At 46.1% G+C, this 22,060-nt stretch carries 24 protein-coding genes and 2 tRNA genes; 14 read left to right on the forward strand and 12 right to left on the reverse strand.

Annotation, left to right across the window (positions count from 1 at the left end; translation table 11 throughout):
- From NQX30_03100 to NQX30_03110, 3 genes are all read left to right on the forward strand, one after another.
- Nucleotides 1-2,798, forward strand: a 2,798-nt coding sequence (locus tag NQX30_03100) for an efflux RND transporter permease subunit (GenBank protein ID MDM5147361.1), incomplete at its 5' end; no start/stop codon positions are given.
- A 226-nt stretch (nt 2,799-3,024) separates the two neighbouring features.
- Nucleotides 3,025-4,581, forward strand: coding sequence for a hypothetical protein (locus NQX30_03105; protein MDM5147362.1), 1,557 nt, complete (start codon nt 3,025-3,027; stop codon nt 4,579-4,581).
- A gap of 33 nt (nt 4,582-4,614) precedes the next feature.
- Nucleotides 4,615-4,704 (forward strand) — tRNA-Ser (locus NQX30_03110).
- Between the two features lie 122 nt (nt 4,705-4,826).
- Here the strand turns inward: NQX30_03110 and NQX30_03115 are convergent.
- A complete protein-coding gene (locus tag NQX30_03115; GenBank protein ID MDM5147363.1) occupies nt 4,827-6,530 on the reverse strand; it encodes a hypothetical protein in 1,704 nt (567 codons plus the stop codon).
- A gap of 251 nt (nt 6,531-6,781) precedes the next feature.
- On the opposite strand from NQX30_03115, the gene NQX30_03120 reads away from it, so the two are divergent.
- Genes NQX30_03120 through NQX30_03130 form a run of 3 tightly spaced genes read left to right on the forward strand, consistent with a single transcriptional unit; the run spans nt 6,782 to nt 7,349 of the window.
- Nucleotides 6,782-6,949: a hypothetical protein gene (locus NQX30_03120; GenBank protein ID MDM5147364.1), complete on the forward strand. Its 168-nt coding sequence runs from the start codon at nt 6,782-6,784 to the stop codon at nt 6,947-6,949.
- Between the two features lie 3 nt (nt 6,950-6,952).
- A complete protein-coding gene (locus NQX30_03125) occupies nt 6,953-7,138 on the forward strand; it encodes a hypothetical protein (GenBank protein MDM5147365.1) in 186 nt (61 codons plus the stop codon).
- On the forward strand, nt 7,128-7,349 hold the full coding sequence (locus NQX30_03130) for a hypothetical protein (GenBank protein MDM5147366.1): 222 nt from the start codon (nt 7,128-7,130) through the stop codon (nt 7,347-7,349). The genes NQX30_03125 and NQX30_03130 overlap by 11 nt, the downstream gene beginning before the upstream one ends.
- 331 nt (nt 7,350-7,680) lie before the next feature.
- Here the strand turns inward: NQX30_03130 and NQX30_03135 are convergent, their stop codons facing one another.
- The 5 genes from NQX30_03135 to NQX30_03155 are packed head-to-tail and all read right to left on the reverse strand — an operon-like array spanning nt 7,681 to nt 14,001.
- Nucleotides 7,681-8,466: a carnitinyl-CoA dehydratase gene (locus tag NQX30_03135; protein ID MDM5147367.1), complete on the reverse strand. Its 786-nt coding sequence runs from the start codon at nt 8,464-8,466 to the stop codon at nt 7,681-7,683.
- 5 nt (nt 8,467-8,471) lie between these two features.
- The gene (locus NQX30_03140; protein MDM5147368.1) at nt 8,472-10,493 is read right to left on the reverse strand and encodes an acetate--CoA ligase family protein; all 2,022 of its coding nucleotides are present in this window, start codon (nt 10,491-10,493) and stop codon (nt 8,472-8,474) included.
- A 1-nt stretch (nt 10,494) separates the two neighbouring features.
- Nucleotides 10,495-11,652 (reverse strand): acyl-CoA dehydrogenase family protein, encoded by a 1,158-nt coding sequence (locus NQX30_03145; protein ID MDM5147369.1) that lies wholly within the window; start codon nt 11,650-11,652, stop codon nt 10,495-10,497.
- 10 nt (nt 11,653-11,662) lie between these two features.
- Nucleotides 11,663-13,108 carry a carnitine 3-dehydrogenase gene (locus NQX30_03150; protein MDM5147370.1) on the reverse strand — a complete coding sequence of 482 codons (1,446 nt, stop codon included), beginning with the start codon at nt 13,106-13,108 and terminating at the stop codon, nt 11,663-11,665.
- Nucleotides 13,105-14,001: a 3-keto-5-aminohexanoate cleavage protein gene (locus NQX30_03155; GenBank protein ID MDM5147371.1), complete on the reverse strand. Its 897-nt coding sequence runs from the start codon at nt 13,999-14,001 to the stop codon at nt 13,105-13,107. Before NQX30_03155 ends, NQX30_03150 begins: the two co-directional genes overlap by 4 nt.
- Nucleotides 14,002-14,281: 280 nt before the next feature.
- On the opposite strand from NQX30_03155, the gene lpdA reads away from it, so the two are divergent.
- Entirely contained in the window at nt 14,282-15,703 is a 1,422-nt protein-coding gene (gene lpdA / locus NQX30_03160; GenBank protein MDM5147372.1) for a dihydrolipoyl dehydrogenase, read from the forward strand.
- Between the two features lie 102 nt (nt 15,704-15,805).
- Here the strand turns inward: lpdA and NQX30_03165 are convergent, their stop codons facing one another.
- Nucleotides 15,806-16,525 (reverse strand): glycerophosphoryl diester phosphodiesterase, encoded by a 720-nt coding sequence (locus tag NQX30_03165; protein MDM5147373.1) that lies wholly within the window; start codon nt 16,523-16,525, stop codon nt 15,806-15,808.
- 371 nt (nt 16,526-16,896) lie between these two features.
- Here NQX30_03165 and rpmB point away from each other — a divergent pair, with 371 nt between their 5' ends.
- Together rpmB and rpmG are read left to right on the forward strand one after the other, a co-directional pair.
- Nucleotides 16,897-17,133 carry a 50S ribosomal protein L28 gene (rpmB, locus tag NQX30_03170; GenBank protein ID MDM5147374.1) on the forward strand — a complete coding sequence of 79 codons (237 nt, stop codon included), beginning with the start codon at nt 16,897-16,899 and terminating at the stop codon, nt 17,131-17,133.
- Between the two features lie 18 nt (nt 17,134-17,151).
- The gene (gene rpmG / locus NQX30_03175) at nt 17,152-17,319 is read left to right on the forward strand and encodes a 50S ribosomal protein L33 (protein ID MDM5147375.1); all 168 of its coding nucleotides are present in this window, start codon (nt 17,152-17,154) and stop codon (nt 17,317-17,319) included.
- 707 nt (nt 17,320-18,026) lie between these two features.
- On the opposite strand, the gene NQX30_03180 is transcribed toward rpmG, so the two are convergent.
- From NQX30_03180 to rpsP, 4 genes are all read right to left on the reverse strand, one after another.
- Nucleotides 18,027-18,119, reverse strand: a tRNA-Ser gene (locus NQX30_03180).
- Nucleotides 18,120-18,156: 37 nt separating this feature from the next.
- Nucleotides 18,157-18,852 (reverse strand): tRNA (guanosine(37)-N1)-methyltransferase TrmD, encoded by a 696-nt coding sequence (gene trmD / locus NQX30_03185; GenBank protein MDM5147376.1) that lies wholly within the window; start codon nt 18,850-18,852, stop codon nt 18,157-18,159.
- Entirely contained in the window at nt 18,852-19,382 is a 531-nt protein-coding gene (gene rimM, locus NQX30_03190; GenBank protein ID MDM5147377.1) for a ribosome maturation factor RimM, read from the reverse strand. The genes trmD and rimM overlap by 1 nt, the downstream gene beginning before the upstream one ends.
- Nucleotides 19,360-19,620, reverse strand: coding sequence for a 30S ribosomal protein S16 (gene rpsP / locus NQX30_03195; protein MDM5147378.1), 261 nt, complete (start codon nt 19,618-19,620; stop codon nt 19,360-19,362). Before rpsP ends, rimM begins: the two co-directional genes overlap by 23 nt.
- A gap of 269 nt (nt 19,621-19,889) precedes the next feature.
- Here rpsP and NQX30_03200 point away from each other — a divergent pair, with 269 nt between their 5' ends.
- Nucleotides 19,890-20,135 (forward strand): hypothetical protein, encoded by a 246-nt coding sequence (locus NQX30_03200; protein ID MDM5147379.1) that lies wholly within the window; start codon nt 19,890-19,892, stop codon nt 20,133-20,135.
- A 9-nt stretch (nt 20,136-20,144) separates the two neighbouring features.
- Nucleotides 20,145-20,312: a hypothetical protein gene (locus NQX30_03205; GenBank protein ID MDM5147380.1), complete on the forward strand. Its 168-nt coding sequence runs from the start codon at nt 20,145-20,147 to the stop codon at nt 20,310-20,312.
- 81 nt (nt 20,313-20,393) lie between these two features.
- Here NQX30_03205 and NQX30_03210 read toward each other — a convergent pair whose 3' ends face one another.
- Nucleotides 20,394-20,720, reverse strand: a complete 327-nt coding sequence (locus tag NQX30_03210) for a hypothetical protein (protein ID MDM5147381.1) — start codon at nt 20,718-20,720, stop codon at nt 20,394-20,396.
- A gap of 259 nt (nt 20,721-20,979) precedes the next feature.
- On the opposite strand from NQX30_03210, the gene NQX30_03215 reads away from it, so the two are divergent.
- From NQX30_03215 to NQX30_03225, 3 genes are all read left to right on the forward strand, one after another.
- The gene (locus tag NQX30_03215) at nt 20,980-21,228 is read left to right on the forward strand and encodes a hypothetical protein (GenBank protein MDM5147382.1); all 249 of its coding nucleotides are present in this window, start codon (nt 20,980-20,982) and stop codon (nt 21,226-21,228) included.
- 19 nt (nt 21,229-21,247) lie between these two features.
- Nucleotides 21,248-21,445, forward strand: coding sequence for a tripartite tricarboxylate transporter permease (locus tag NQX30_03220; GenBank protein MDM5147383.1), 198 nt, complete (start codon nt 21,248-21,250; stop codon nt 21,443-21,445).
- A gap of 116 nt (nt 21,446-21,561) precedes the next feature.
- Nucleotides 21,562-22,053: a hypothetical protein gene (locus NQX30_03225; protein MDM5147384.1), complete on the forward strand. Its 492-nt coding sequence runs from the start codon at nt 21,562-21,564 to the stop codon at nt 22,051-22,053.
- Nucleotides 22,054-22,060: the final 7 nt, after the last annotated feature.

Raw genomic sequence — 22,060 nt, forward strand, 5'->3', positions numbered from 1 at the left:
GACAGGTGGATTTAGCTGCCGGTAGCCTGCCTGCCGACAGTGAAACACCGATAGTAAAGCCGCCTGCCGGCTTTGGGCGAGATCAAATCATGAAACTGTCTTTAAACGGCAACAACCTGACCGAATTGCGTCCGCTAGCACGCTCTTTAGAAACGCAATTATTGGCATTAGGAGTGTCGTCAGTAGAAGTAACTGGGCTGCCAAAAGATGAAGTTAATATTTTGCTTGACCAACGACAGCTAGCGCAAATAGAGCTTTCGCTACGAGAAGTCGGGCAACAAATAGCACGTCAGAATGTGGATATTTCCGCAGGCAAATTACAGGGTTCGCAAAGTGGTCGCTTATTGCGTGCAGTGTCCCAGCAACGAGATATAAATGGGCTGGCTGATTTAAAAATTGTGGACGGTGCCGGTAGCCGAGTCCGTTTGGGTGACATCGCTATCATTGAGCGCAGCCAAAATGATAGCGATGTCACATTGTTGTTTAACGGCAAGCCGGCTGTTGAATTCAGTCTCGTGCAATTAGCCGGCAGCGATATCATTGCCTCAGCGGCAATTATCAATGCTTGGCTAGACGAAATTCGCCCCACTTTCCCCCCGGGTATCGGTCTGACCGCACACGATAAAGCGTATGAGCCCATTCAATCGCGCACCGAGTTGTTAATCCTAAATGGTTTAACTGGACTTTTGTTAGTTATGGCATTATTGTTTATTTTTCTTAATGCACGGGTAGCGTTGTGGGTATCTGCGGGCATCCCTGCAACTTTTATGGTGGCACTGGCAACGCTGTACGGTTTGGGTGGTTCCATCAACATGCTGAGCTTGTTTGCGTTTATCATGACAACCGGTATCGTTGTGGACGATGCCATCGTGGTAGGAGAAAATGCCCACTATCGATTGCAGCAAGGTGACCCGCCGATGCAAGCGGCAGTGCGCGGGGCACGAGAGATGCTGGTGTCGGTTTGCGCTTCTACTGGCACTACCGTAGCAGCGTTTATTCCGCTGTTTGTTGTCGGTGGCGTTATCGGCGCAATAATGTTTGATATCCCGCTGGTGGTGGTGTGTGTGCTGTTGGCATCATTGTTTGAGTGTTTTATGGTGCTGCCCGGACATCTTACCGGTGCTTTTCGAAACATGCCGGCACGCGACAATCGTTTTCGAGCTGCAATTGACCGCGGCTTTGAATATTTTCAAGAAAATTTATTTCGCCGCTGGCTGGCATTCGCTTTGCGCTATCGTTTGTGTACGATAGTCCTAGCATTTATGATGTTGGCAATAAGCGTTGCCATGCTGCTCGGCGGCGTAGTCAAATATCGTTTCTTTGACGGTGGTGAGTTGGGTAACATAGACATAAGCGCGAATTTTTCCGCTGGCACACCGGTATCTGAAGTTAAACATTTTGCCTCGCATTTAGAAGCAATGTTAAAAGAAACGGAAGCCTCCTATCCTGATGAAAAAGAGTTGCTCAAAGCACGGTCGTTGTTTTTTGCCAAAGGCGGTGAACGACGCCCATCAGGAAGTGAAACATTTAGCATGAATGTAGAAATGTCAGAGCCCGACACACGGAAAGTACGCGCTGAAGAATTTTTACGCGCATGGCGGCAACGAGTGAAAATACCTGCAGGATTGGAAACATTTGACATGCAGGAGCGACGTGGCGGTCCCCCTGGAGAAGATTTTGAAGTACAGCTAACCGGTAATAGTGCCGAAAAAATTAAAATGGCATCGCTAGAATTACAGACACAAATAGCACAACTGCAGGGGCTGTCGTTGCCACGTGATGATATGCCGTATGGTCAGCAACAGGAAATCTTTGAGCTCACGCCATTGGGCGAATCGCTGGGGCTATCAGTGGATGATGTAGCGACACAATTGCGCGATTCATTTGATGGTTATAAAGCACAAACATTTTATGAGGGCGCAGATGAAGTGGAAGTACGCGTAGTAATGACGGGTGACGATAATCCACAACAGAAACTATCCGGATTTTTAATTCGCCTGCCTTCAGGAAAATTAGCGTCACTACTGGATGTGGCACAGTTGCGTTCACGGAGAGGCTTTGATCAATTACAACGAGAAGGTACCGATACAGTAGTAAATATCAATGCAGAAGTAGATTTTGACGTGACCGACATATCCACATTGCAAAAACGGCTGAATGAAAACGAATTGCCACAACTTGCAGCTAAATACGGTGTGGGATATTCGTTTGAAGGTAGTAGCTCGGATGAACGCGAAACTGTAGCCGATATGAAAGTGGGGCTAGTTATTGCGGTCGCACTAATTTATATTATTCTAGTCGCTGTATTTGCATCATGGACCTTACCGTTAGTTGTGTTGCTAACGTTGCCGATGTCTATCACCGGCGCCATTATCGGCCACTGGCTAATGGGTTACACTATGTCCATATTGTCAGCGTTTGGTGTGCTAACGCTCAACGGTATCGTCATTAACGATTCCATTGTCTTGTTACGTGAATATCTATCCCGTCGCCGGGCGTCGCCCGACAGTGACACAGACGAATTGATTATGGGTGCCACCTGCCGCCGCTTCCGGGCAATGTTATTGACGTCTATAACGACCATTGCCGGACTGACACCTCTAATTTTTGAGCAATCCACACAAGCACAATTCTTAATACCAATGGCCATTTCTATCTGTTTTGGCCTAGGGTTTGCTACTGTGTTAATTTTAATTGTGGCACCTATATATTTGTCGTATCACGAATCAGCAGTGCGCATGTCGATGCGAGTGCGACATTGGCTATTTTCAACAGAAGGCAGGGAACAAACGCAATAAAGTTAACTCATCTCTTTTGATGACAACTCATTAACTTCATATCAAAAGCACGGATAATTCTCAAAGAAAAATAACGCCCCCATCTATCATCTTCTATATGTTTCCTACAAATCTTAACAAAAAAGAGTGTTTCAGCATAGTTGTCATTTCTCTACTCGCCGCTTATCTAATCCTTTTCAACCTTGACTACGCTCCTCTTTGGCATGATGAAGGCACTAACGCCATCATGGCACGAAATTTTCTCAATACCGGAACTTTCACCGGTTGGGATGGACGCAATTTATTTGTCGGACTAAATGGGGGCGGTGTCAATAGCAATCTCGTCATGGCTGCCTATCCGCCGTGGCCAGCTATCCCTAGCGCGTTGGGAATTGCTGTTTTTGGTCATAACGAAATAGGACTGCGTTTTTTTCACGCTTTGTTAGGCTTATTCTCATTGTTTTTCTTTTGGCGGTTACTCAAACTTGATTTTGCTAATGCTCCTCGCCTGCGAATCATCGCTTTTGCGCTTTTTGCACTATCAGCACAAGCTATTTTATTTATGCGCCAAGGACGTTATTACCCTGATGCTTTTTTCTTTTCGCTTGCTTCTTTTTATTACTACCGCTTGTACATTTCCTCCGGTGGCCGATGGCAACATCTAGCGGCCGCTGCTGGATTGACAATATTAAATTTTCTCAATCATTTCGCCATCGGCGCCTCTGTCGCTTTAGCTTTTGGTTGCTGGCACCTGCTGTACTATCGACGCCAAACGACAAAACAACAATGGCTAGCATTTGCTGTTTTTGGCTCGGCAACAGCAATTATTTGCATGCTTTATCTTTGGTTGATGGGAATTATTGGCGGCAATGAGCAGCTAGAATATGATGACGATATATATACGCTATCGTGGCTACCAAGACACTTTACTTTGTTATTTTATTATCTGCGGGATACCGTAAGATATGGTTGGTTACCACTTTGGATAACCTTGTGGCTAGCTTTTATGGTGCTTAATAAACCAAAGAAAACAAAAAAAAATCCAAAACCACGCAAAAAAAAATTATCAAATACCGACCAAATTGCTAATATTAATAACCAAATTCTACGCTGGGTAGTGCTGGCTTTCCTCAATATCATCACAGCGGCTGTAGTATCTGTACAGCCCTCAACCCACAGTCTAGCAGACTCACGTTATTTGATAGGAGCGTTGCCATTTCTAATGTTGATATCAGCTGCTTGTGTAAATTGGCTTTGGAAGCAATCTCATGGTAAATTTTACGCACCTATCTTGCTGGCAGCGCTTTTGTTTTCTAATTTACCGGGCTACCCATTTCTTGCCAAAGGTGTTTTTATTCAAAAAAAAATCAAGTGGCCGCTGCCTAGTCTAGTTTGGGAAATCCATCAACCCTACCCCACAGCCACTAAAGACGTAGCTGAATATCTAAAAAAATACGCTAACCAAGATGACGTGGTATACGTTCATCCGTGGCAAGAGCAGGTATTGCTGCATTTTTATTTAGGTGATAAATTAATTTTTTGTTGTTTGCTAGACGGCAAAGACAACTTACCAAAAAACACAATAAAAGCACTAGGAGTGCCCGTGTACAGAGAAGATATCAAGCCGACATGGTATGTTGCACATAACAAGACACCTCCCGAAGAATATGAAGAGGTTTATGCTTCAACAAGCTATTATTACCCGACGCAGCGACCAGAAATAGAATACCGTTCGTTTTCCCCTATTCCAATGGGAAATAACACGTCATTTAAAATTTACCGTCTAAAAGCAGGTGCCCAATAACTGTCGTATTCAAGTTTATAATATAAAAAGTTCGGAGAGATGGCAGAGTGGTCGATCGCGGCAGACTTGAAATCTGTTAAAGGCGTAAGTCTTTCGGGGGTTCGAATCCCTCTCTCTCCGCCACTTCGGACACTACAATAGCCTCATACAGATACTTTTTGGCATTTAAATTAATACAGAGTCTAAGATGGTTCCAACAAAGCCTATAAAGTTATGATTAAACGCTGTCCGCTCGTCTTGTTAAGTTACGGTCGAATCCGCTGATATATGTATCCTCTGGGAGAATCATAAATTGGAGTAAAAGAGCGAAATTCCAATTCAGGACGTTGTGTTGGGTAAACCCCCGTACTAGATATATAGGCTAGTTCAATACCAGAAGATTTTTTAGGTGGACTATGATTTCCAGAAATAACTATCCAATCCGGCATTACATTGTCCATATAAAGTGATTTGTTCATCTCCAAAATAACACTTTGTGGCAATTCGTCAGGCGAGTCTAACAAGCAACAAAAAATCAGTTTATCGCCTAAATAAAAATGTAACAACACTCTATCGGGTTCTGAACTAACAAAAATCAAATCATCTTGTTTGGCATGGGCGCGCAAGTATATTGAAATTTCCTCGACGGCGGTAGGATATGGATGATGAATTTCCTTTATCAAGCTTGGCAGTGTCCATTTGAGCCCTTGATCGGTCTGAGTAGAACGAAATAAAAACGGATAACCTAGTGCATTAGATAATAGTAATACTGCCAGTAGAGACATGGCTAGCCATTTTTTACGGCGCCAAAACCATTCCACACAGAAACCAATGGACAACGACAAAAAAGGCAATGCCGCTAGCAAATAACGGCTATCCGCTGCTGACGGCACGGCTACGGACTGAACTGAAATTATCGCAGCGGCAATAATATTAAGCAGAGCCAGTACTATCCAGCGCAATGCCCGTTTGTCGATACCCTCCGTAACTTGACGTAAACTAGAAGCCTCCTCATTTTCAAGCTTTCTTTTGCTCTCTCTATTATTAAAAAAAAGCCGAAAAAAAACAAAAAATATCAACCACCATACTATCCAAAACGGCAACCAACCATAGGTAACCGTATCTCTCAGATAATAACCCATTATTCTTAGGTGGCGCGGGAACCATGACGAAACATACTCACCCTCTTTCCCTAATTCGTTGCCGATAGCCCCAATAAAAAGAAGATAAAAACCACACACTGCCGCCACTATCACACCAGCAACGAATAGCCCAAGCCATTGTTGTCTAGTGGTTTGGTTACGATAATAAAGCAAATGCCAAACACCAAATGACAGTGCAGTAGATGTGCCGATAGCAAAATGATTAAGAAAATTTAATATCGTTAATCCAACAACCAATATTAAATGTCGTGGCTTTCCAACTGTTGATATATACAATCGGTAATAATAGAAAGAAGCTAATGAAAACAAAAAAGCATCGGCAAAATAACGTCCTTGACGCATAAATAAAATAACTTGTGCTGATAATGCAAAAAGTGCGAAGGCTAAAATTCGTAACCGAGGAGAAGCAAAAAAATCTAAATTCAATAATTTCCAGAAAAACAATAAAGACACTAATCCTAAAATTCCATGAAAAAAACGTACACCAATTTCATTTTCACCAAAAATCACCATACCCAACGCACTGGGAATAACAGCCCATGGCGGCTCAGGCCACGGCGAATAAAGCACGTTAAGATTTTCATTAACATTAGAATTACCAACACCTATCATATGCAAATTGCGTCCATCCCATGTAGAGAAAGTTCCGCTATTAATGAGATTTCGCGCCATAATCGCATTGACGCCCTCATCATGCCACAAGGTTACATAGTCAAGATTAAATAACGTCAAATAGACCGATAATAAAAATATGGCTGTTGCCCAAAGAATGTCTTTTTTACTTAGTGTTTTTAATAAATAACTCACAGCATATAATTCTATATTAAAAAATATTACGCTTGGAAAGCTTTTACGGACATATTTATTAGCTCACACCATAATCAGTCTGTTATATGGTATTCTCACCCACACCTCACAACCGAAAATAAATTGATAGCACTCTATATTTAATACACGAAAGCCGCTGGGCGACGGCTATTTTTCTGCTCGCCGCTTATCTAATCCTTTTCAACCTTGACTACGCTCCTCTTTCGCATGATAAAGGCACTAACGCCATCATGGCACGAAATTTTCTCAATCATTTCGCCATCGGCGCCTCTGTCGCTTTAGCTTTTGGTTGCTGGCACCTGCTGTACTATCGACGCCAAACGACAAAACAACAATGGCTAGCATTTGCTGTTTTTGGCTCGGCAGCAACACCTTACCTAAATCCGAACAAGCAGTAAATATTGACAACACTACGCTGGACAATGCTGGCTTTTCTCAACATTATCATAGCGGCAATAATATCCGTTCAAACCGCCATTAACAACAAGATAGCCGGCAGCCGTTATTTGTTGGCAGCCCTGCCATTTTTATCTTTGACCGCCGGCTTTTGTGTAGATTGGTTTTGTCGCTGGCAGCGTGGAAAATAGATTGCTGCCATTATTGGCAATATTGCTGTTGTCCAATGCACTAGGCTACTCACTAATTCTCCACTCCATATTTACTGACAAAGCTTTAAAGTGGACATTACCCAGTTTAGTAAAAGAAGTTCACCGTCCTTATCCCACTGCCGTCAAAGAAGTTTCATCATATTTACGTCATCACGCCAAACAAAATGATACTATTTATGCTTACCCATAGCGAGATCAGGTATTACTTCACTTTTATTTGGGCGACAACCTTATTTTTTGTTGTCTGCTAGATGGTACAGACAACCTGCCAGAAAATATAGTAGAGTGCTGGGCGCACGGATTTACCAAGGTGACGTGCTACCAAAATGGATAGTACCTTTTAGAAAAAACGAACGCCCTGGGGAAAATTATGATCAAGTTCTTGTATCCGACACGTTTTATTATCCGATACAGCGTCCGGAGTTGGAATATCACGCTTTTACTCCGATAATCAGCAATAGTAAACTCGCCAGAGTGTATCGGCGCATACAACCATAAAATGCCGAATTTCTCTTTACTTGCTACTTACCGCGCCATATTGGCGCACGCTTTTCGGCAAAAGCACGAGAACCTTCCTTGTTGTCTTCGGAACCATAGAGCGTATCTACTGTGACAAATTGCCGACGACCGATTTTATTCATGACTTCTTGAAAAGATTTATTTTCCGCCTCACGCACCACTTCTTTGATAGAGGCAAATACTAGCGGCGGACCGGCGGCAAGCAATTTTGCTGTTTCCCACACACGCTCATACAAAACATCACCGTTGGGAAGTAGCGCATTTACCAACCCCCAGCGATGGGCTTCCTCTGCGGACATCCAACGACCGGTTAGCAATAAATCCATCGCTACGTGGTACGGAATACGCTTAGGTAGCTTACAGGAAGCGGCATCAGCCAATGTGCCAGCACAAATTTCTGGCAAGGCAAAAGATGAATCGGTAGTTGCGTAAATCAAATCAGCCGCAAGCGCCAGTTCAAAACCGCCACCCACAGCCATTCCTTCAACAGCAGCAATCACCGGCTTATTCATTCGCGGCAATTCCTGTAAGCCAGCAAAACCGCCAACGCCATAATCACCGTCTACCGCATCACCACTGGCAGCTGCTTTTAAGTCCCAACCAGCACTAAAGAATTTTTCGCCCGTGGTGCGGATAATAGCCACTCGCAAACCATTGTCATCGCGAAACGCTTCAAATGTTTCTCCTAGCAACCGTGAAGTCGCCAAATCAATTGCATTAGCTTTGGGACGGTTTAAGGTAACTTCCAAAATTCCGTCTTCTTGACAAGTACTAACAACACTGGTCATCGTATTCATGGTGTACTCCTTTTGACAATATGCGCATCCACTGCTACAGCGCCGTGTCCAGTAGGTAACAGCAGCAGGGGATTAATTTCAATTTCTAATAGACAAGGATCTGCAGCCAGAATTTTACCTAGCTGTGCGGCAACGTGTACAGCGGCTACGATATCCGCCGCCGGACGACCACGCCATCCTTTCAATAGGACCGCCAACTGCAATTCACCGAATGCCCGTTTAATTTCACCAACGCTGATAGGTAAGATTCGCGTTTGTGTGTCAGCCAATGCTTCCGCGTACACGCCACCCGTACCCACTGTCAATATCCCCCCGTATATCGGATCACGGCGAACATTGATGAGCAATTCTGCTACCGCTCCATCAATCATTTCTTCCACCAAAAAACTGTTCCCGTCAGGCATGGCAGTAGCAACAACCTGAGCTGCCTCAGCTTGTACACCCAGTCGCACACCGCCAACTTCAGTTTTATGCGCCAACCCCAAACGCTTAATGACCACAGATTTACATCGCAGGCGCTTCGCCACTGTTGCCACCTGTTGCGGCGTTGTAGCACACAAACCGCGCGGCGTTGAAATTCCACCAGCCGCCAGCAATGTTTTAGCTTCAGCCTCATTTAACAATTTGCCACCACTCGTAGTTACTGGTGGTAACGGCCGCCAATTTTTAACACAGCGACTCGCTCCAATCACTGCTGCCACTTGCATGGCCGCCAATGCTTCATCCAGACCACACAATGGAGCAATACCGGCCTTCATCAACTGCTCCGCTCTGTCTTCTGGCATATTTTCAGGTAATGTAGACACAACGGCGCACTTACTGCCACTCGCCGCTTCCATAAAAGCCGCCGTTGGCGTATCCCAATCAAGACAATCGCAGCGGTCACCGCGTGGATAATCTAAAAGAAGCATCGTGCAATCTTGGCTACCCTCAATCACGGTTTTATAAGTCTCTCGCAACGCTTTACGGTTATGCCAAATATAGGTGTGATAATCCAACGGATTAGCAATATGTACACGCTCTCCAAGCGTTTTTTTTAGTGCTCTTTTTTGTCGCACCGAAAATGGCGAAAAATATAATTTGCGAGTAGCGGCTAAATCTGCGACATGCGCCGCCTCGCCGCCAGAACAACTCATAGATACCAGCCGTCCTCCCGCCAGCGAACCGTGTACGTGCAACAATTTTAGTGTTTCCATAAATACGCCAATGGTATCTGTTTCGGCTATACCGCAGCGGCGCAAAAAAGCTGATGACGTTTCTTTTTCTGAAGCCAGCGCTGCCGTGTGGGAAGCCGTCGCTCGCTGCGCAGCGTGGCATTTTCCAACTTTGAGGGCGACCAGTGCTACTTTTTTCTGCACCGCCAATGCCGCCATAGCGGCAAAATCGGCAGCATTATCAATGCTCTCAAGATGTAAGCCAACAGCACTAACCCGTTTGTCTTCCATCACGCTACGAGCAATATCAGTAACGTTGCACTGCGCCTGATTGCCGGCAGCGACAAGATAAGCAATGGGAAGCCCACGCCGTTGTGATGACAAATTAATTAAAATATTGGAGGACTGTCCAATAATCGCCACTCCGCGTGTCGTACGTCGTCCACCGTGTTGGTCTGGCCAAATAGGAACACCGTCCAAAAAATTAACCATGCCATAGCAGTTTGGTCCCAATAAAGGCATATCGGCAGCGGCAGCGACTAATTTGGATTGCAAAATGCCGCCACCAATCTCAGCAAAACCAGACGCAAAACAAATAACGCCGCCCGCCCCCATCGCCGACAATTCCGCCACTGCCGTCACCGCAGCATCTCGATTAATTCCTAAAAATACTGCATCCGGTGGTTCCGGCAAATTAATCAACCGATGATAACAAGCCACCCCTGCCATTTTTTTTCGGCGCGGATGCACCGGAAAAATGGCACCCGAATAGCCCATTTTTTTGCATTGAATAACAACATTTTCCGCCCACACACCCCCCAAAACAGCAATGGAGCGCGGCTGCAACAAGCGAGACAGATGCATACTATTCCAAAGGTCGGAGTAATTCACGACTGATAATATGCCGCTGAATCTCGGAAGTACCGTCCCAAATACGCTCCACCCGAGCATCGCGCCACCATTTGGCCAACGGCAGATCGTCCATCAATCCCATACCGCCATATATTTGCACTGCCTCATCGGTAACGCTAGCCAACATTTCGGAAGCTCGCAATTTTGCCGAGGCAATTTCGCGATTAGCCGGTTGTCCATTATCAAGCCTCCAGGCGGCAGCCAAAGTCAGCCAATCAGCGGCGTCTATATCAGTAATCATGTCAGCTAATTTAAAACTCACACCTTGAAACTTGCCGATAAGACGACCAAACTGTCGCCGCTCGGAAGCATAGCGCAGCGCCCAATCAAAAACGCGCCGAGCACGCCCTACACACATAGCTGCCACCGTTAGGCGCGTCGCATACAGCCACGTATTTGCCATTTCAAAGCCGCAGTGTGGCTCTCCCAGTACTCGAGTAGCAGGCAACAGGCAATCGTTAAAATGCAATACTCCGTTTTGGTAGCCGCGGTGTGACACTGATGAATACCCTGCTCGCACAGAAAAACCAGGCGTATCGCGATCCACCAAAAAACAGGTGATTTTTTTGCGCCCACCGGAAACGCTCGTTTCTTCGCCAGTTGCCACAAAGACGATAAAAAAATCAGCAATATCAGCGTGTGAGATAAAGTGCTTGCCACCGTTAACAATCCAATCTCCGTCAACATATCGTGCATGGCAAGACATACCACGCACATCGCTACCGGCATTGGGTTCGGTCATCGCCAGCGCATCTATTTTGTCACCACGCACCGCTGGCAACAGGTACCGCTCCCGCTGCTCGCCCGTACACGCTAACAAGATGTTTGACGGCCGACCAAAATACACAGTCAACCCCATGGCGCCTCGCCCCAACTCCCGCTCAAGCAGGGTGAAATCCAAATGCGATAAGCCACCGCCGCCAATTTCTACTGGCATGTTAGCAGCGTAAAAACCCAACTCCTTACACTTATTTTTGACCGCTTCTCCCATCTCACGCGACACTGTTCCAGTTTTTTCTACCGTCTCTTCTAACGGATAAATTTCCTCTTCTACAAAGCGGCGAACCGTATTAACAATTAATTCTTGTTCCGAATTCAAGCTAAATTCCATTATCGTTCTCCTAAATTGATTTTATTGCGCGCCCTATATCCGGAGGGTTTGGTAGTGCTGCATGCGCTTGCGCCAACAAGTCAGCAGCAGCCCGTACGCTAGGCAGCGGCGGGCAAGCGCGCCGAGTTTGTAAATTAACATGAATTAAAAAATGTTCGCCTGTCGCCAATGTATTACCGTTTTCATCTTTTAACTGGTGAAAAAGATGTAATTTTTTATCTGCCGCACCAAGCACTTGTGTGTGCACCACAATGCATTCGTCAATTACCGTTTCCTGCAAGTGACACAAATGCGTTTCCGCCGTGAAATAAGAATAACCGGAAGCAATGTAATCATCATCGGCACCAATGTGGCGCATCAACGCTTCAGTAGCATCACTAAAACATTCCAGATAGCGGCTTTCGTTCATGTGACCATTCATGTCTGCCCAGTGTGCCGGCACACGCCGCGACAAGGTCAATAACGGCTCTGTGCTATTATCATCCAGCTTTTGCCGGCGCTGTTTTTCCCAAGCTGCCAGCGTTTTTCCTGCGCCCCATTGATTTGCTTTGAGCGCCTGCAAAATGGCAATAAGATTATCATCACGCCGGCGCTCCAAATCGCGAATGGAATATTCGCCTGATTGCGCATCCGACTGCGCGACTATTTTTTCAATCAGCACCTCATCAAGCGGAGGAACATCCATCAACTTAGTCCATGGCCAGCGAAGACTAGGTCCGAATTGCTGCAAAAAATGCCGCATCCCAGCCTCACCACCTGCGAGACGATATGTTTCAAACAGCCCCATTTGTGCCCAACGTAAACCAAACCCATAACGAATAGCATCGTCAATATCTTGTGTGGTGGCAACATCATCATGCACTAACCACAAACCTTCACGCCACACCGCTTCCAATAACCGATCAGCGATAAATGCATCTATTTCTTTTTTGACCCGCAGCGGATACATGCCCAAAGCAGAATAAAACGCCATTGCTCGATCAATTACTGCTGGCGCCGTTCGCGCACCGTTAACCACTTCTACCAGCGGCAATAAATATACTGGATTAAATGGATGCGCCACTAGTAACCGCTCCGGACGTTGCATATCAGCCTGCAAATCACTAGGGCGTAAACCGGATGTAGAAGATGCGATAACGGCAGTTTCCGGTGCAGTGTCTTCAATTTCAGCGTATATTTTTCTTTTTGTTTTGATGTTTTCGGGTGCGGATTCAATAATCCATTTCGCATCGGCAACCGCTTCGGCGACGGAAGTAGCAACAGAAAACGTCGCTGGTACTATTGCAATACCAAGTTTGGCATAAGCTCGCTCGGCGTTTTGTAATACGTCGTGCATATGTTGCGACGCCTTCGGTGCTGGATCATACAAACACACTGACACCCCGTTTAGAAGCAACCGCGCTGCCCAGCCACCGCCAATAACACCACCGCCAATCAGTGCAACTCGTTCCATCATTGCGGTTCCTGCTTGTTGAGAATCAACCGCTCGCGCACTTCGGCAGGGTCGAGAATACGCGCTCCCATCGCAGTGAGAATCGTCACTGCACGTTCAACTAGTTGAGCATTAGAAGCTTTGACTCCTTTAGACAAATACAAATTATCTTCCAGCCCTACCCGCACATGACCACCAGCCAGCGCCATCGCCGCCACATAAGGCAACTCCATGCGACCAATGGAAAAGCCTGAATATACCCAGCCAGAAGGAATATTATTTACCATTGCCATAAGCGTATTGAGATCGTCCGGCGCCCCCCAAGGAATGCCCATGCACAGTTGCAATAACGGTGGCGCTTCTATCAAACCTTCTGCTACCAATTGTTTAGCAAAAGACAAATGACCGGTATCAAAAGCCTCCATTTCTGGCTTTATGCCCAACTCCCGCATCCGTGCAGCCATCGTGCGCAACATGTCTGGCGTATTCGTCATCACATAATCACCGTCACCAAAATTCATGGTGCCACAGTCCAGCGTGGCAATTTCGGGACGGCAGAGATCTAAATGTGCACAACGCTCTACTGCACCGACCATATCAGTAGCCGCTTGTGGTGGCAGCGGTAAATTCACCCCACCCAAAAGCAAATCTGCACCGTGACCAGCTGTTAGATTGAGTACCACATCAACATTAGCAGCGCGGATATGTTCGGTAACTTGACGGTACAAGCCCACATCACGCGCTGCTTTTCCGGTTTGTGGGTCGCGCACATGACAATGTGCAATCGCCGCGCCGGCACGGGCAGCGTCAATAGCGGCAGCGGCAATTTGCTCTGGCGTAATAGGCACATATTCTGATCTCCCCACCGTTTCGCTGGCACCAGTAACTGCACAGGTAATAAAAACTTCGTTGTTCATAATGGCGGCCCCATTTTTCTAATAAAGTGGAGGATACTTTTCTTTATTCCTTGTGTCAAGAGAAACGACAGTAAAGTTTAATAGTGCGAATACTCTATTCTTTTCTGCTCACAAAATAACCCTCATTATCAATAAAACATAATTAATTAATGCCCGTCATACTCGTTGCTGCCGTTTTTTTTCGCTCTTTTCGTACAAATAATATTAAGCGCAATTAGAATAAGGTTTTGCGGTTGCTGGCAGACACCTGTAAACCGTAGTTGAGTAAAAGGAGAATATCATGAGCAATATTTACGACGTTTTGGTTATCGGCAGTGGTCCCGGCGGCTATGTAGCGGCTATTCGTGCGGCACAGCTGGGTCTTAACACCGCCTGCGTGGACAAATGGAAAAATTCTAAAGACAAAACCGTGTACGGTGGCACCTGCCTCAACGTTGGTTGCATACCATCCAAAGCATTACTCGAATCTTCCTATAATTACGAACGTGCTACACATCATTTTGCTGCTCACGGAGTGCTTGTAGATAACGTTACCGTGGATTTGGCAGTCATGCAAAAGCGCAAAGAAAAAATTGTCAACACACTGGTTAGCGGCATTGATGGACTGTTTAAGAAAAATAAAATCACCGCGCTAAAGGGTTCCGCCACCATTGCCTCCATCGGCGATATTTGTGAAGTCACCATAACCGAAAACGGCACCACTGAAACTGTACAAGCAAAAAATTTAATCATCGCCACCGGCTCAGTACCGCGCAGTATTCCCCCTGCACCGATTGATAATAAAAATATCGTAGACAATGAAGGCGCGCTGGCTTTTGATAGCTTACCTAAAAAACTCGGAGTTATCGGTGCTGGTGTCATTGGCTTAGAGCTAGGCAGTGTTTGGAATCGGCTAGGCAGTGACGTGCGCGTTTTGGAAGCACTACCCGACTTCCTCGCTGCGGCAGATACCGACATTGCCAAAGAAGCGGGTAAATTATTTAAAAAACAAGGACTGGCAATTGAAACTGGTGCCACCGTCACTCAGGCTAAAAACACTGGCAAGCAAGTTGCCGTAAAGTGGGAAAAGAATGGCGAAACTCATAGCGAAACCTTCGACAAACTCATTGTCGCCGTAGGGCGCGCGCCATACACCGACGGCCTCAACGCCGACGGTGCTGGACTAGCAATGGAACGCGGCTTTATCACAGTAGATGAGCAATGCCGCACTCGCTTTGCCAACGTATTTGCAATTGGCGATGTGGTGCGCGGGCCGATGTTGGCACACAAAGCCGAAGATGAAGGGTCAATGGTCGCTGAACTCATCGCCGGTCAAAAACCAGAAATTGAATACGATTGTATTCCTTGGGTAATTTACACACATCCCGAAATTGCTTGGGTGGGAAAAACCGAACAGGAACTCAATGCCGCCGGCATTGACTACCGCAAAGGTGCATTCCCTTTTCTCGCTAATGGTCGCGCCCGCGGGCTGGGAGAGACCGATGGGATGGTCAAAATGCTCGCCGCTGCTGATGACGACCGCATTTTAGGCGTACACATTCTCGGTGCTGGCGCATCCGATCTCATCGCCGAAGGCGTACTAGCAATGGAAATGGGTGCAGCCAGTGAAGACATTGCTCGGACCTGTCACGCTCATCCCACACTTGCTGAGGCGTTTCGCGAAGCTGCCTTAGCAGTGGACAAGCGAGCGATTCATATATAAAAAAAGCCTGCCGGGAAATTGCGTGTGCCTGCCCTTCATTAAACCGCCATTACGAACTCATAAAACATTGATAAAACGCAACTATCATTGCGCGCCTTCTAATTATTTTTTAGAAATATTCAATACCTTGTCAGTGAATACGCCGTCAACTCCCATATCGAATAAAGCCTCTGCACGAGCAGCATCATTAACTGTATAAGCGTATACACCCAGCCCAGCTTCTTTGACAGCGGTAACATCTTGCGGCGTCAAAAAATCTGTATCACAATGAAAATGAGAAGGTTGTATCCGCGCGGCCAGCGTTCGCCAATCGTCCGGCAATTTTTCACAAGTAAATGCACGAGGAATGTGTGGTGCCTGTAACAAAGCTTCGTTAACGGCAACTTGCGAAAAACTGGAAAAAAGCACACAAACAGATGACGGTGCCTGCGACAAAGCAGCAACCGCAGCAGTAGCCGACTGCACTCCCATTCCCAGTTCAGATTTGATTTCAATTACTACCCCCAAATTTAATTCCGCAGCCATTTGTAAAGCCGACAACAAAGTCGGCACGGTTTGCTGTGCCAATTCACCACCAAAACCAGCACCAACGGCGATTGTTGACAGCACGGCAGAATCCGTTTGTGAGACCAACACATCCGCTTTGCCACAGCGCAACAAGCTTTCATCATGTGATAGTACCGCCACACCGTCTCTTGCCGGACGGACGTCCACCTCCACCCACGAAAACCCTTTTTCCACCGCGGCACGCAACCCTAATAGCGTGTTTTCCGGCGCACGAGAAGCGATTCCCCGATGACCAATACATAATGACAGCTTCATATCAATAATTTATAACGATTTTAGTCACAACGCACCACACTCATCGTTGGCTATTTCTAATCAGCAACATCGGTCAATTTTTGGTCTGACGAATAAACTGTGCTAATCCATAGCATACGAAGAGAAAAAGAGATTATGCAACATTATTCATAAAAAATCAGGAAGCGATTAGATGAAAAACAGAGTAAGATTTGTTCTGTCATTTTCGATTAACCCATGACGGCATCACAAAGTATAATATAAAAAAACTTGCCGCAGCTCAACCAATAAGTGCCCTACTTTGCTTCCAAATGGACACAAAACTGGTATACAACTCGTTGCCACTACCAGCAAAACGGCGTATAATTCCCCCTTTCAAGCGGAGAAAATCCATGTCACGAGTTTGCCAGGTTACAGGGCGCGGCGTATTGAGCGGCAACAATGTCTCTCATGCCAACAACAAAAATAAGCGGGTGTTTTTGCCCAATCTACACAAAAAGCGCTTTTGGGTACCATCCGAAAAGCGGCACGTTACGTTGCGCGTATCAGCCAAAGGTATCCGCACTATTGACAAACGCGGTATAGAAACCGTTATCAGTGATTTGCGCGCCCAAGGCGTACACCTCTAAACAACAAGGAGCATTTTCATGGCCAAAGGCATCAGAGAAAAAATTCGCTTAGTATCATCCGAAGACACCGGTCATTTTTATACCACCACCAAAAATAAACGTCTGCATCCCGAAAAAGTGGAAGTCCGCAAGTACGACCCTAAGGCACGTAAGCATACGATTTATAAAGAAGCAAAAATCAAGTAATACCCACACGGCAAAACTCAATTAGCCGCACCGATTGTATTTTTATGCGGCTATAAATCATTATTTTTAATCTAACCATCCTCTACTAATAAATTAATTTTCTATGAGCTTTAGGCTACTTTTAGCCTTAGTGAGGTTTTCGCATCGATCTCGCGCTCACCAATAGCTTGAAGTGCATTGCTGAGATTGTTTTGGATCATCACTCAACCAAATGGCAATTGGTTTCTCGGTGTGAGTGTCAGAAAATATTGCTATAGACCAATCGTCTTTTGCAGTGCTTCATTATCACTTTTTTTATCACTCCTTTCATATAAAGCACCAGCTTGCTGCCTCAAAAATTATCGGTGTTTAGAGGTGGTGTTAGACTCTGCAAGGCGTGCAACTTCGGAAAAAGCTCTGCTGCTTGGGTGAATCTCCACGCAGTCAGGGCAACGTTGCCTCTTGCCGCCGAATTTCTGCCTTACGCAAAGATATGTCATTAACGTATTGTTCCGTCCTTGAAAGAGCCAAACCTTCAACTCATTTCATAAATACAATTAATATCTATGTTGTATATGCCACAGTCAAATCAGAAGTGACTTTTCTTTGCCTATTAAAAAAATAGCAACACTACCTTAACGACAATAACAAAAGCACATCTCTACAATACATCCAGTATTGCAGAATATACGATATTTATTAAATAAGATTCTTCTTATATTGGAGAATGGCGGAGAGGGCGGGGTTCGAACCCGCGTGCCGGGTTACCCCGACCATCTGATTTCGAGTCAGCGCCGTTATGACCACTTCGGTACCTCTCCATAGACAATCTATATTAAAACATGCCTGCATCAGATGTTATTTTGGTTGTGTATCTTTGTGTTTTTTTGACAAATCTGGACGGCATTGCTGAGTCAATTTTTCTGATGCCGCTCGTTGCCACTTGTGCACTTCTGCATGGTTGCCAGATAACAGCGGAGCAGGAACAGTTAAACCCTCAAACGTTGCCGGACGAGTGTAGCACGGCGCATCCAGCAAGCCATCAGCAAAACTTTCATCCACTATCGAGTCGGCATTGCCAAGCACACCCGGACAGTGACGCAACACAGCATCCATTACCGTCATCGCCGCCGTTTCGCCGCCAGAAAGCACATAGTCGCCGACAGAAATGCAACGATCAGCAAGCGTTTCAATAACCCGTTCGTCCACACCACGATAGCGTCCACATAATAATATAAAGCCTTGCTGTGTTGCCATACGCCGGGCAACCGCATCATTAAACACGTCACCGCGCGGTGCTAGATAAATCATTTCACCAGAATTTTGCGCCTGCGCCGCACGCACAGCAGCACTAACTGGAGGTGCCATCAACACCATCCCGCTTCCGCCACCAAAAGGTCGGTCATCTACCGTGCGGTGACGGTCAGTGGCATAATCGCGCGGATTCCACAATACCGCTTCTGCAACACCGTTTTTAAAGGCTCGCCCACCAACTCCTACTTTTAAAAACGGTTCAAACAATTCTGGCAAAATGGTGACAATATCAAAGCGCATTACCAATTCCGCTTCCAATCCAACAAAATGTTACCACCCTCAATATCTACTTTTTGCACGTAAACGTCAACAAAGGGTACCAAAATTTCTTCACCATCGCCATGCTCAATGCGCAGGACATCATTGGCGCCAGTTTCCATCAGACCAGACACAGTACCCAGTTTGTCGCCTTTGTCGTCTAGTGCGGTCAGACCGACAAGATCGCACCAGTAATATTCGTTATCAACCGGCACCGGTAAGTCAGCACGGTGTACGGCAATATCGGCGTTACACCACAGCGATGCTTGTTCACGATCATCTACACCGCTGATTTTTATCATTAACCCTTTTCCGTGTGCGCGAACGCTTTCTACAGATAACAACTGCCACTCGCCGCCAGCCCGCCGCCACCAGACAGAGCACTCACTAAGAATTTTAATACTTTGGCTGCGAGTACCGCGAGCGTGCAACCAACCGTGCACGCCGTGCGGCGTGCCGAAGCGTCCAATTACAATTTTTTGTGCGGTATCAGGCGTTGCTTTGGGTGGCACGTTTGGCCTGCCGCACCAACCTTGAAACGGTCGGAGACGGCTTGGCGCCGGCTTTGGTCCAATGCTCAAAGCGCTCCATACTAATATTAATGGGTTGCGCGTTGCCAGAAGCTTGCGGATTAGAAAAACCAAGGCGCTCAACAAAACGCCCATCGCGTGGGGAAGTTTTTTCAGCCACTACGATATGATAAAAAGGACGCTTTTTCGCGCCGCCGCGCGCTAGTCGGATTGTCAGCATGGGTGTATTTTGCTCCGTGTTTGCCGTATTGTTAGCATATGTTTGGAATAAATTAAGTCGCTTATTTGCGGAAAAATTAGGGTTATTATACACCAGAGAGAGATACGCCATTCAGTCTACCCCCACAAAAAACGCCACTAATCGCTCAAACACAAAATGCTGTAATTGCGATATTTAACCCGATTTAGCCAGCTTGAACACCCTTTAAATTATCTGCCTATCCGTTGTTATCATCAAAACATAAATCATTTATATTTGAGGAGACAAGTGTGGGTGCACACAAATCTTTTTACCAACCCATCATCCGGTTAATTACATCAACCGCTATTTTTGCAGCAGGTGCTGCGGGTGCAGCTGATTTTCCGAAAAAGGCAGTAAATTACATTATTCCCTTTGGTCCAGGCGGAGAGTCCGACATTACTGCACGCCATCAACAACCGTTTTTTAAGGAGTTATTCGGCGAGGATTTAGTGATTTCTTATAAACCTGGTGGCGGCACTGTTAGATGGTCATAGCTTAACAACATGACGAACGACGGTCACACCATTATGGGTATTAACTTACCGCACATCATTATCAAACCCCAACAAAAAGACGTTGGAGTTAAAACCGAAGACATCACCGACGTCTACATGTTTCATTACACGCTATATGCTATTGTGTCAAAAACGATTCGCCTTTTCAAACTCTGAAGGATTTAACGGATTATGCCAAGGTCAACCCCAGCAAATTGATTTTTTTCTGGTTCCGGCAAAGGCACCGCCAACCACTTGCTACGACTTGGTATCCGGTGCCTTTGCCGGAACCAAATCCACACCCGCCAATGTGCTGCTGACATTGAGCTGCGTAATTGCTGGCACTTTTGTTGGCGCATTACCCAGATTAACGGCAACGATGGCAGTAGCCGTTTTAGGGCTATCGCTGGCGTCGGCACTGTCAACAAAAGATTTTCTCAAAGGGTTAATCGGCGCCTGCTTGAGTATGTTGTTAGCCGTTATTGGTGTAGCTGAAATTTCTGCCGGCGTGCGGTTGGTTTTTGGCAGCAACACACTCTTCGGCGGCATAGCAATTGTATCGGCACTTATCAGTTTATATTGCATCCCGGCACTTATGGACTTGGCATCTACACCGGCACGACACTTGCAACCCCCTCCCCCTCGAACGCGGCTACCGATTAACCGAAACTTGGCGCCTTCTTACAGCACGCGGCCGATGGGATTTGTTACGCTCATCGGTTATCGGTACAGTTGCCGAGATTTTACCCGGTGCTGGCGGTTCCATTGCGAGTTTAGTATCGTAATTCGAAGCGCGACGCAACGCTTGCTAGGCTTTGAGGAATTTTAATGAAATAATTTGGTAGTGAAAAAATTTATAAAAATTGGCCTTGGGACTGTTATCATCATCATTCTTGCTATTGCAGCTGTGGGGATGTATAAGTTTAATTATTTAGCCAGTCAGCCTGGATATGATGTCGATGGCAACAAAATCCAACTCTCAGCAGAATACACAGTTTGTGATGAAAATTTAAACCGCTACCCAAATGAGCAAGCGGCTCTAGATGCTGGGTTTGATCATTCTCAGTTTGGAGCAATCTACTGTCCGGAATAAAAAATGCATCCAAGCTGGGATGTTGATTGATTGTCGTGCCTACCGTTTTGTTGCCAATATTCCCAAGACATTGCTCGTGCCACTTATCGGTTTCCCCACGCTTATCGGCTCATTTGCCATTCGCAACGCTTTATCGGACACCCTTATTATGGTCATCCTAGGCGCCTGCGGCTGGGGAATGATGCGGCTAGGATTTTCTCCCTCGCCCACGTATTGAAATTAATATTGAGCAGTATTGCCGAACAAGGTTTTGTACAGGCGTAGACAATCGGCTCGACAACCGACAATCTCAGCGGTGTATTTTTTAATCATCCGCTGGCGCAAACCATCATTTTGCTGGTGCTCGCTATTTTTTCCTATCCGCTGTGGCATCACCGCCTGTGGCAGCAAAACAAACAAAAAATAAAAAAGCCTGTAGTTCAGTCAGCTAACACTTGGATTACCGATGTCGCTGCTGCCGCCGGCGCACTAGCTATTGCTGCACTCATGTGCTGGGATGCAACACACTACAACAATCGCGACTCTTATGTATTTCCGGTTACTGTCGCCATTGCCATGACGGTATTTTCCGTTTTGCTTGCTCGGCAAGCGATAGCGAATCGCTCAACACCCAATACGTCAAAAAATATTACAACTACTGCCGATGATGAAGCCAAGCACCGCATTGCCGTCGTACTTATGTCGGTTATCGGATTCTTACCCGCTGCTATCGCTACTGCAACAGCAACATTTATCCGCCCATCTATCAAAAACTATTGCTTGGCAGGCAGCAGTACTATTTACTGCCATTATCGCTTTTTATTTATTATTCACACATGCTTTTAATGTCTCA

Source organism: Candidatus Persebacteraceae bacterium Df01, from assembly GCA_030386295.1.
In the GTDB taxonomy this organism is placed as follows: Bacteria; Pseudomonadota; Gammaproteobacteria; order Tethybacterales; family Persebacteraceae; genus Doriopsillibacter; species Doriopsillibacter californiensis.

Bases quoted from the DNA above. Each gene is read 5' to 3' on its own strand.
- NQX30_03205 (MDM5147380.1), top strand. From the start codon at position 20,145: ATGACGAACGACGGTCACACCATTATGGGTATTAACTTACCGCACATC.
- rpmB (MDM5147374.1), top strand. From the start codon at position 16,897: ATGTCACGAGTTTGCCAGGTTACAGGGCGCGGCGTATTGAGCGGCAAC.
- lpdA (MDM5147372.1), top strand. From the start codon at position 14,282: ATGAGCAATATTTACGACGTTTTGGTTATCGGCAGTGGTCCCGGCGGC.
- NQX30_03210 (MDM5147381.1), bottom strand. From the start codon at position 20,720: ATGCAATATAAACTGATAAGTGCCGATACAATTGCTATGCCGCCGAAG.
- NQX30_03140 (MDM5147368.1), bottom strand. From the start codon at position 10,493: ATGCATCTGTCTCGCTTGTTGCAGCCGCGCTCCATTGCTGTTTTGGGG.
- NQX30_03120 (MDM5147364.1), top strand. From the start codon at position 6,782: ATGGCACGAAATTTTCTCAATCATTTCGCCATCGGCGCCTCTGTCGCT.
- NQX30_03105 (MDM5147362.1), top strand. From the start codon at position 3,025: ATGGCACGAAATTTTCTCAATACCGGAACTTTCACCGGTTGGGATGGA.
- NQX30_03135 (MDM5147367.1), bottom strand. From the start codon at position 8,466: ATGACCAGTGTTGTTAGTACTTGTCAAGAAGACGGAATTTTGGAAGTT.
- NQX30_03150 (MDM5147370.1), bottom strand. From the start codon at position 13,108: ATGATGGAACGAGTTGCACTGATTGGCGGTGGTGTTATTGGCGGTGGC.
- NQX30_03155 (MDM5147371.1), bottom strand. From the start codon at position 14,001: ATGAACAACGAAGTTTTTATTACCTGTGCAGTTACTGGTGCCAGCGAA.
- NQX30_03165 (MDM5147373.1), bottom strand. From the start codon at position 16,525: ATGAAGCTGTCATTATGTATTGGTCATCGGGGAATCGCTTCTCGTGCG.
- rpmG (MDM5147375.1), top strand. From the start codon at position 17,152: ATGGCCAAAGGCATCAGAGAAAAAATTCGCTTAGTATCATCCGAAGAC.
- NQX30_03220 (MDM5147383.1), top strand. From the start codon at position 21,248: ATGTTGATTGATTGTCGTGCCTACCGTTTTGTTGCCAATATTCCCAAG.
- trmD (MDM5147376.1), bottom strand. From the start codon at position 18,852: ATGCGCTTTGATATTGTCACCATTTTGCCAGAATTGTTTGAACCGTTT.
- NQX30_03145 (MDM5147369.1), bottom strand. From the start codon at position 11,652: ATGGAATTTAGCTTGAATTCGGAACAAGAATTAATTGTTAATACGGTT.
- rpsP (MDM5147378.1), bottom strand. From the start codon at position 19,620: ATGCTGACAATCCGACTAGCGCGCGGCGGCGCGAAAAAGCGTCCTTTT.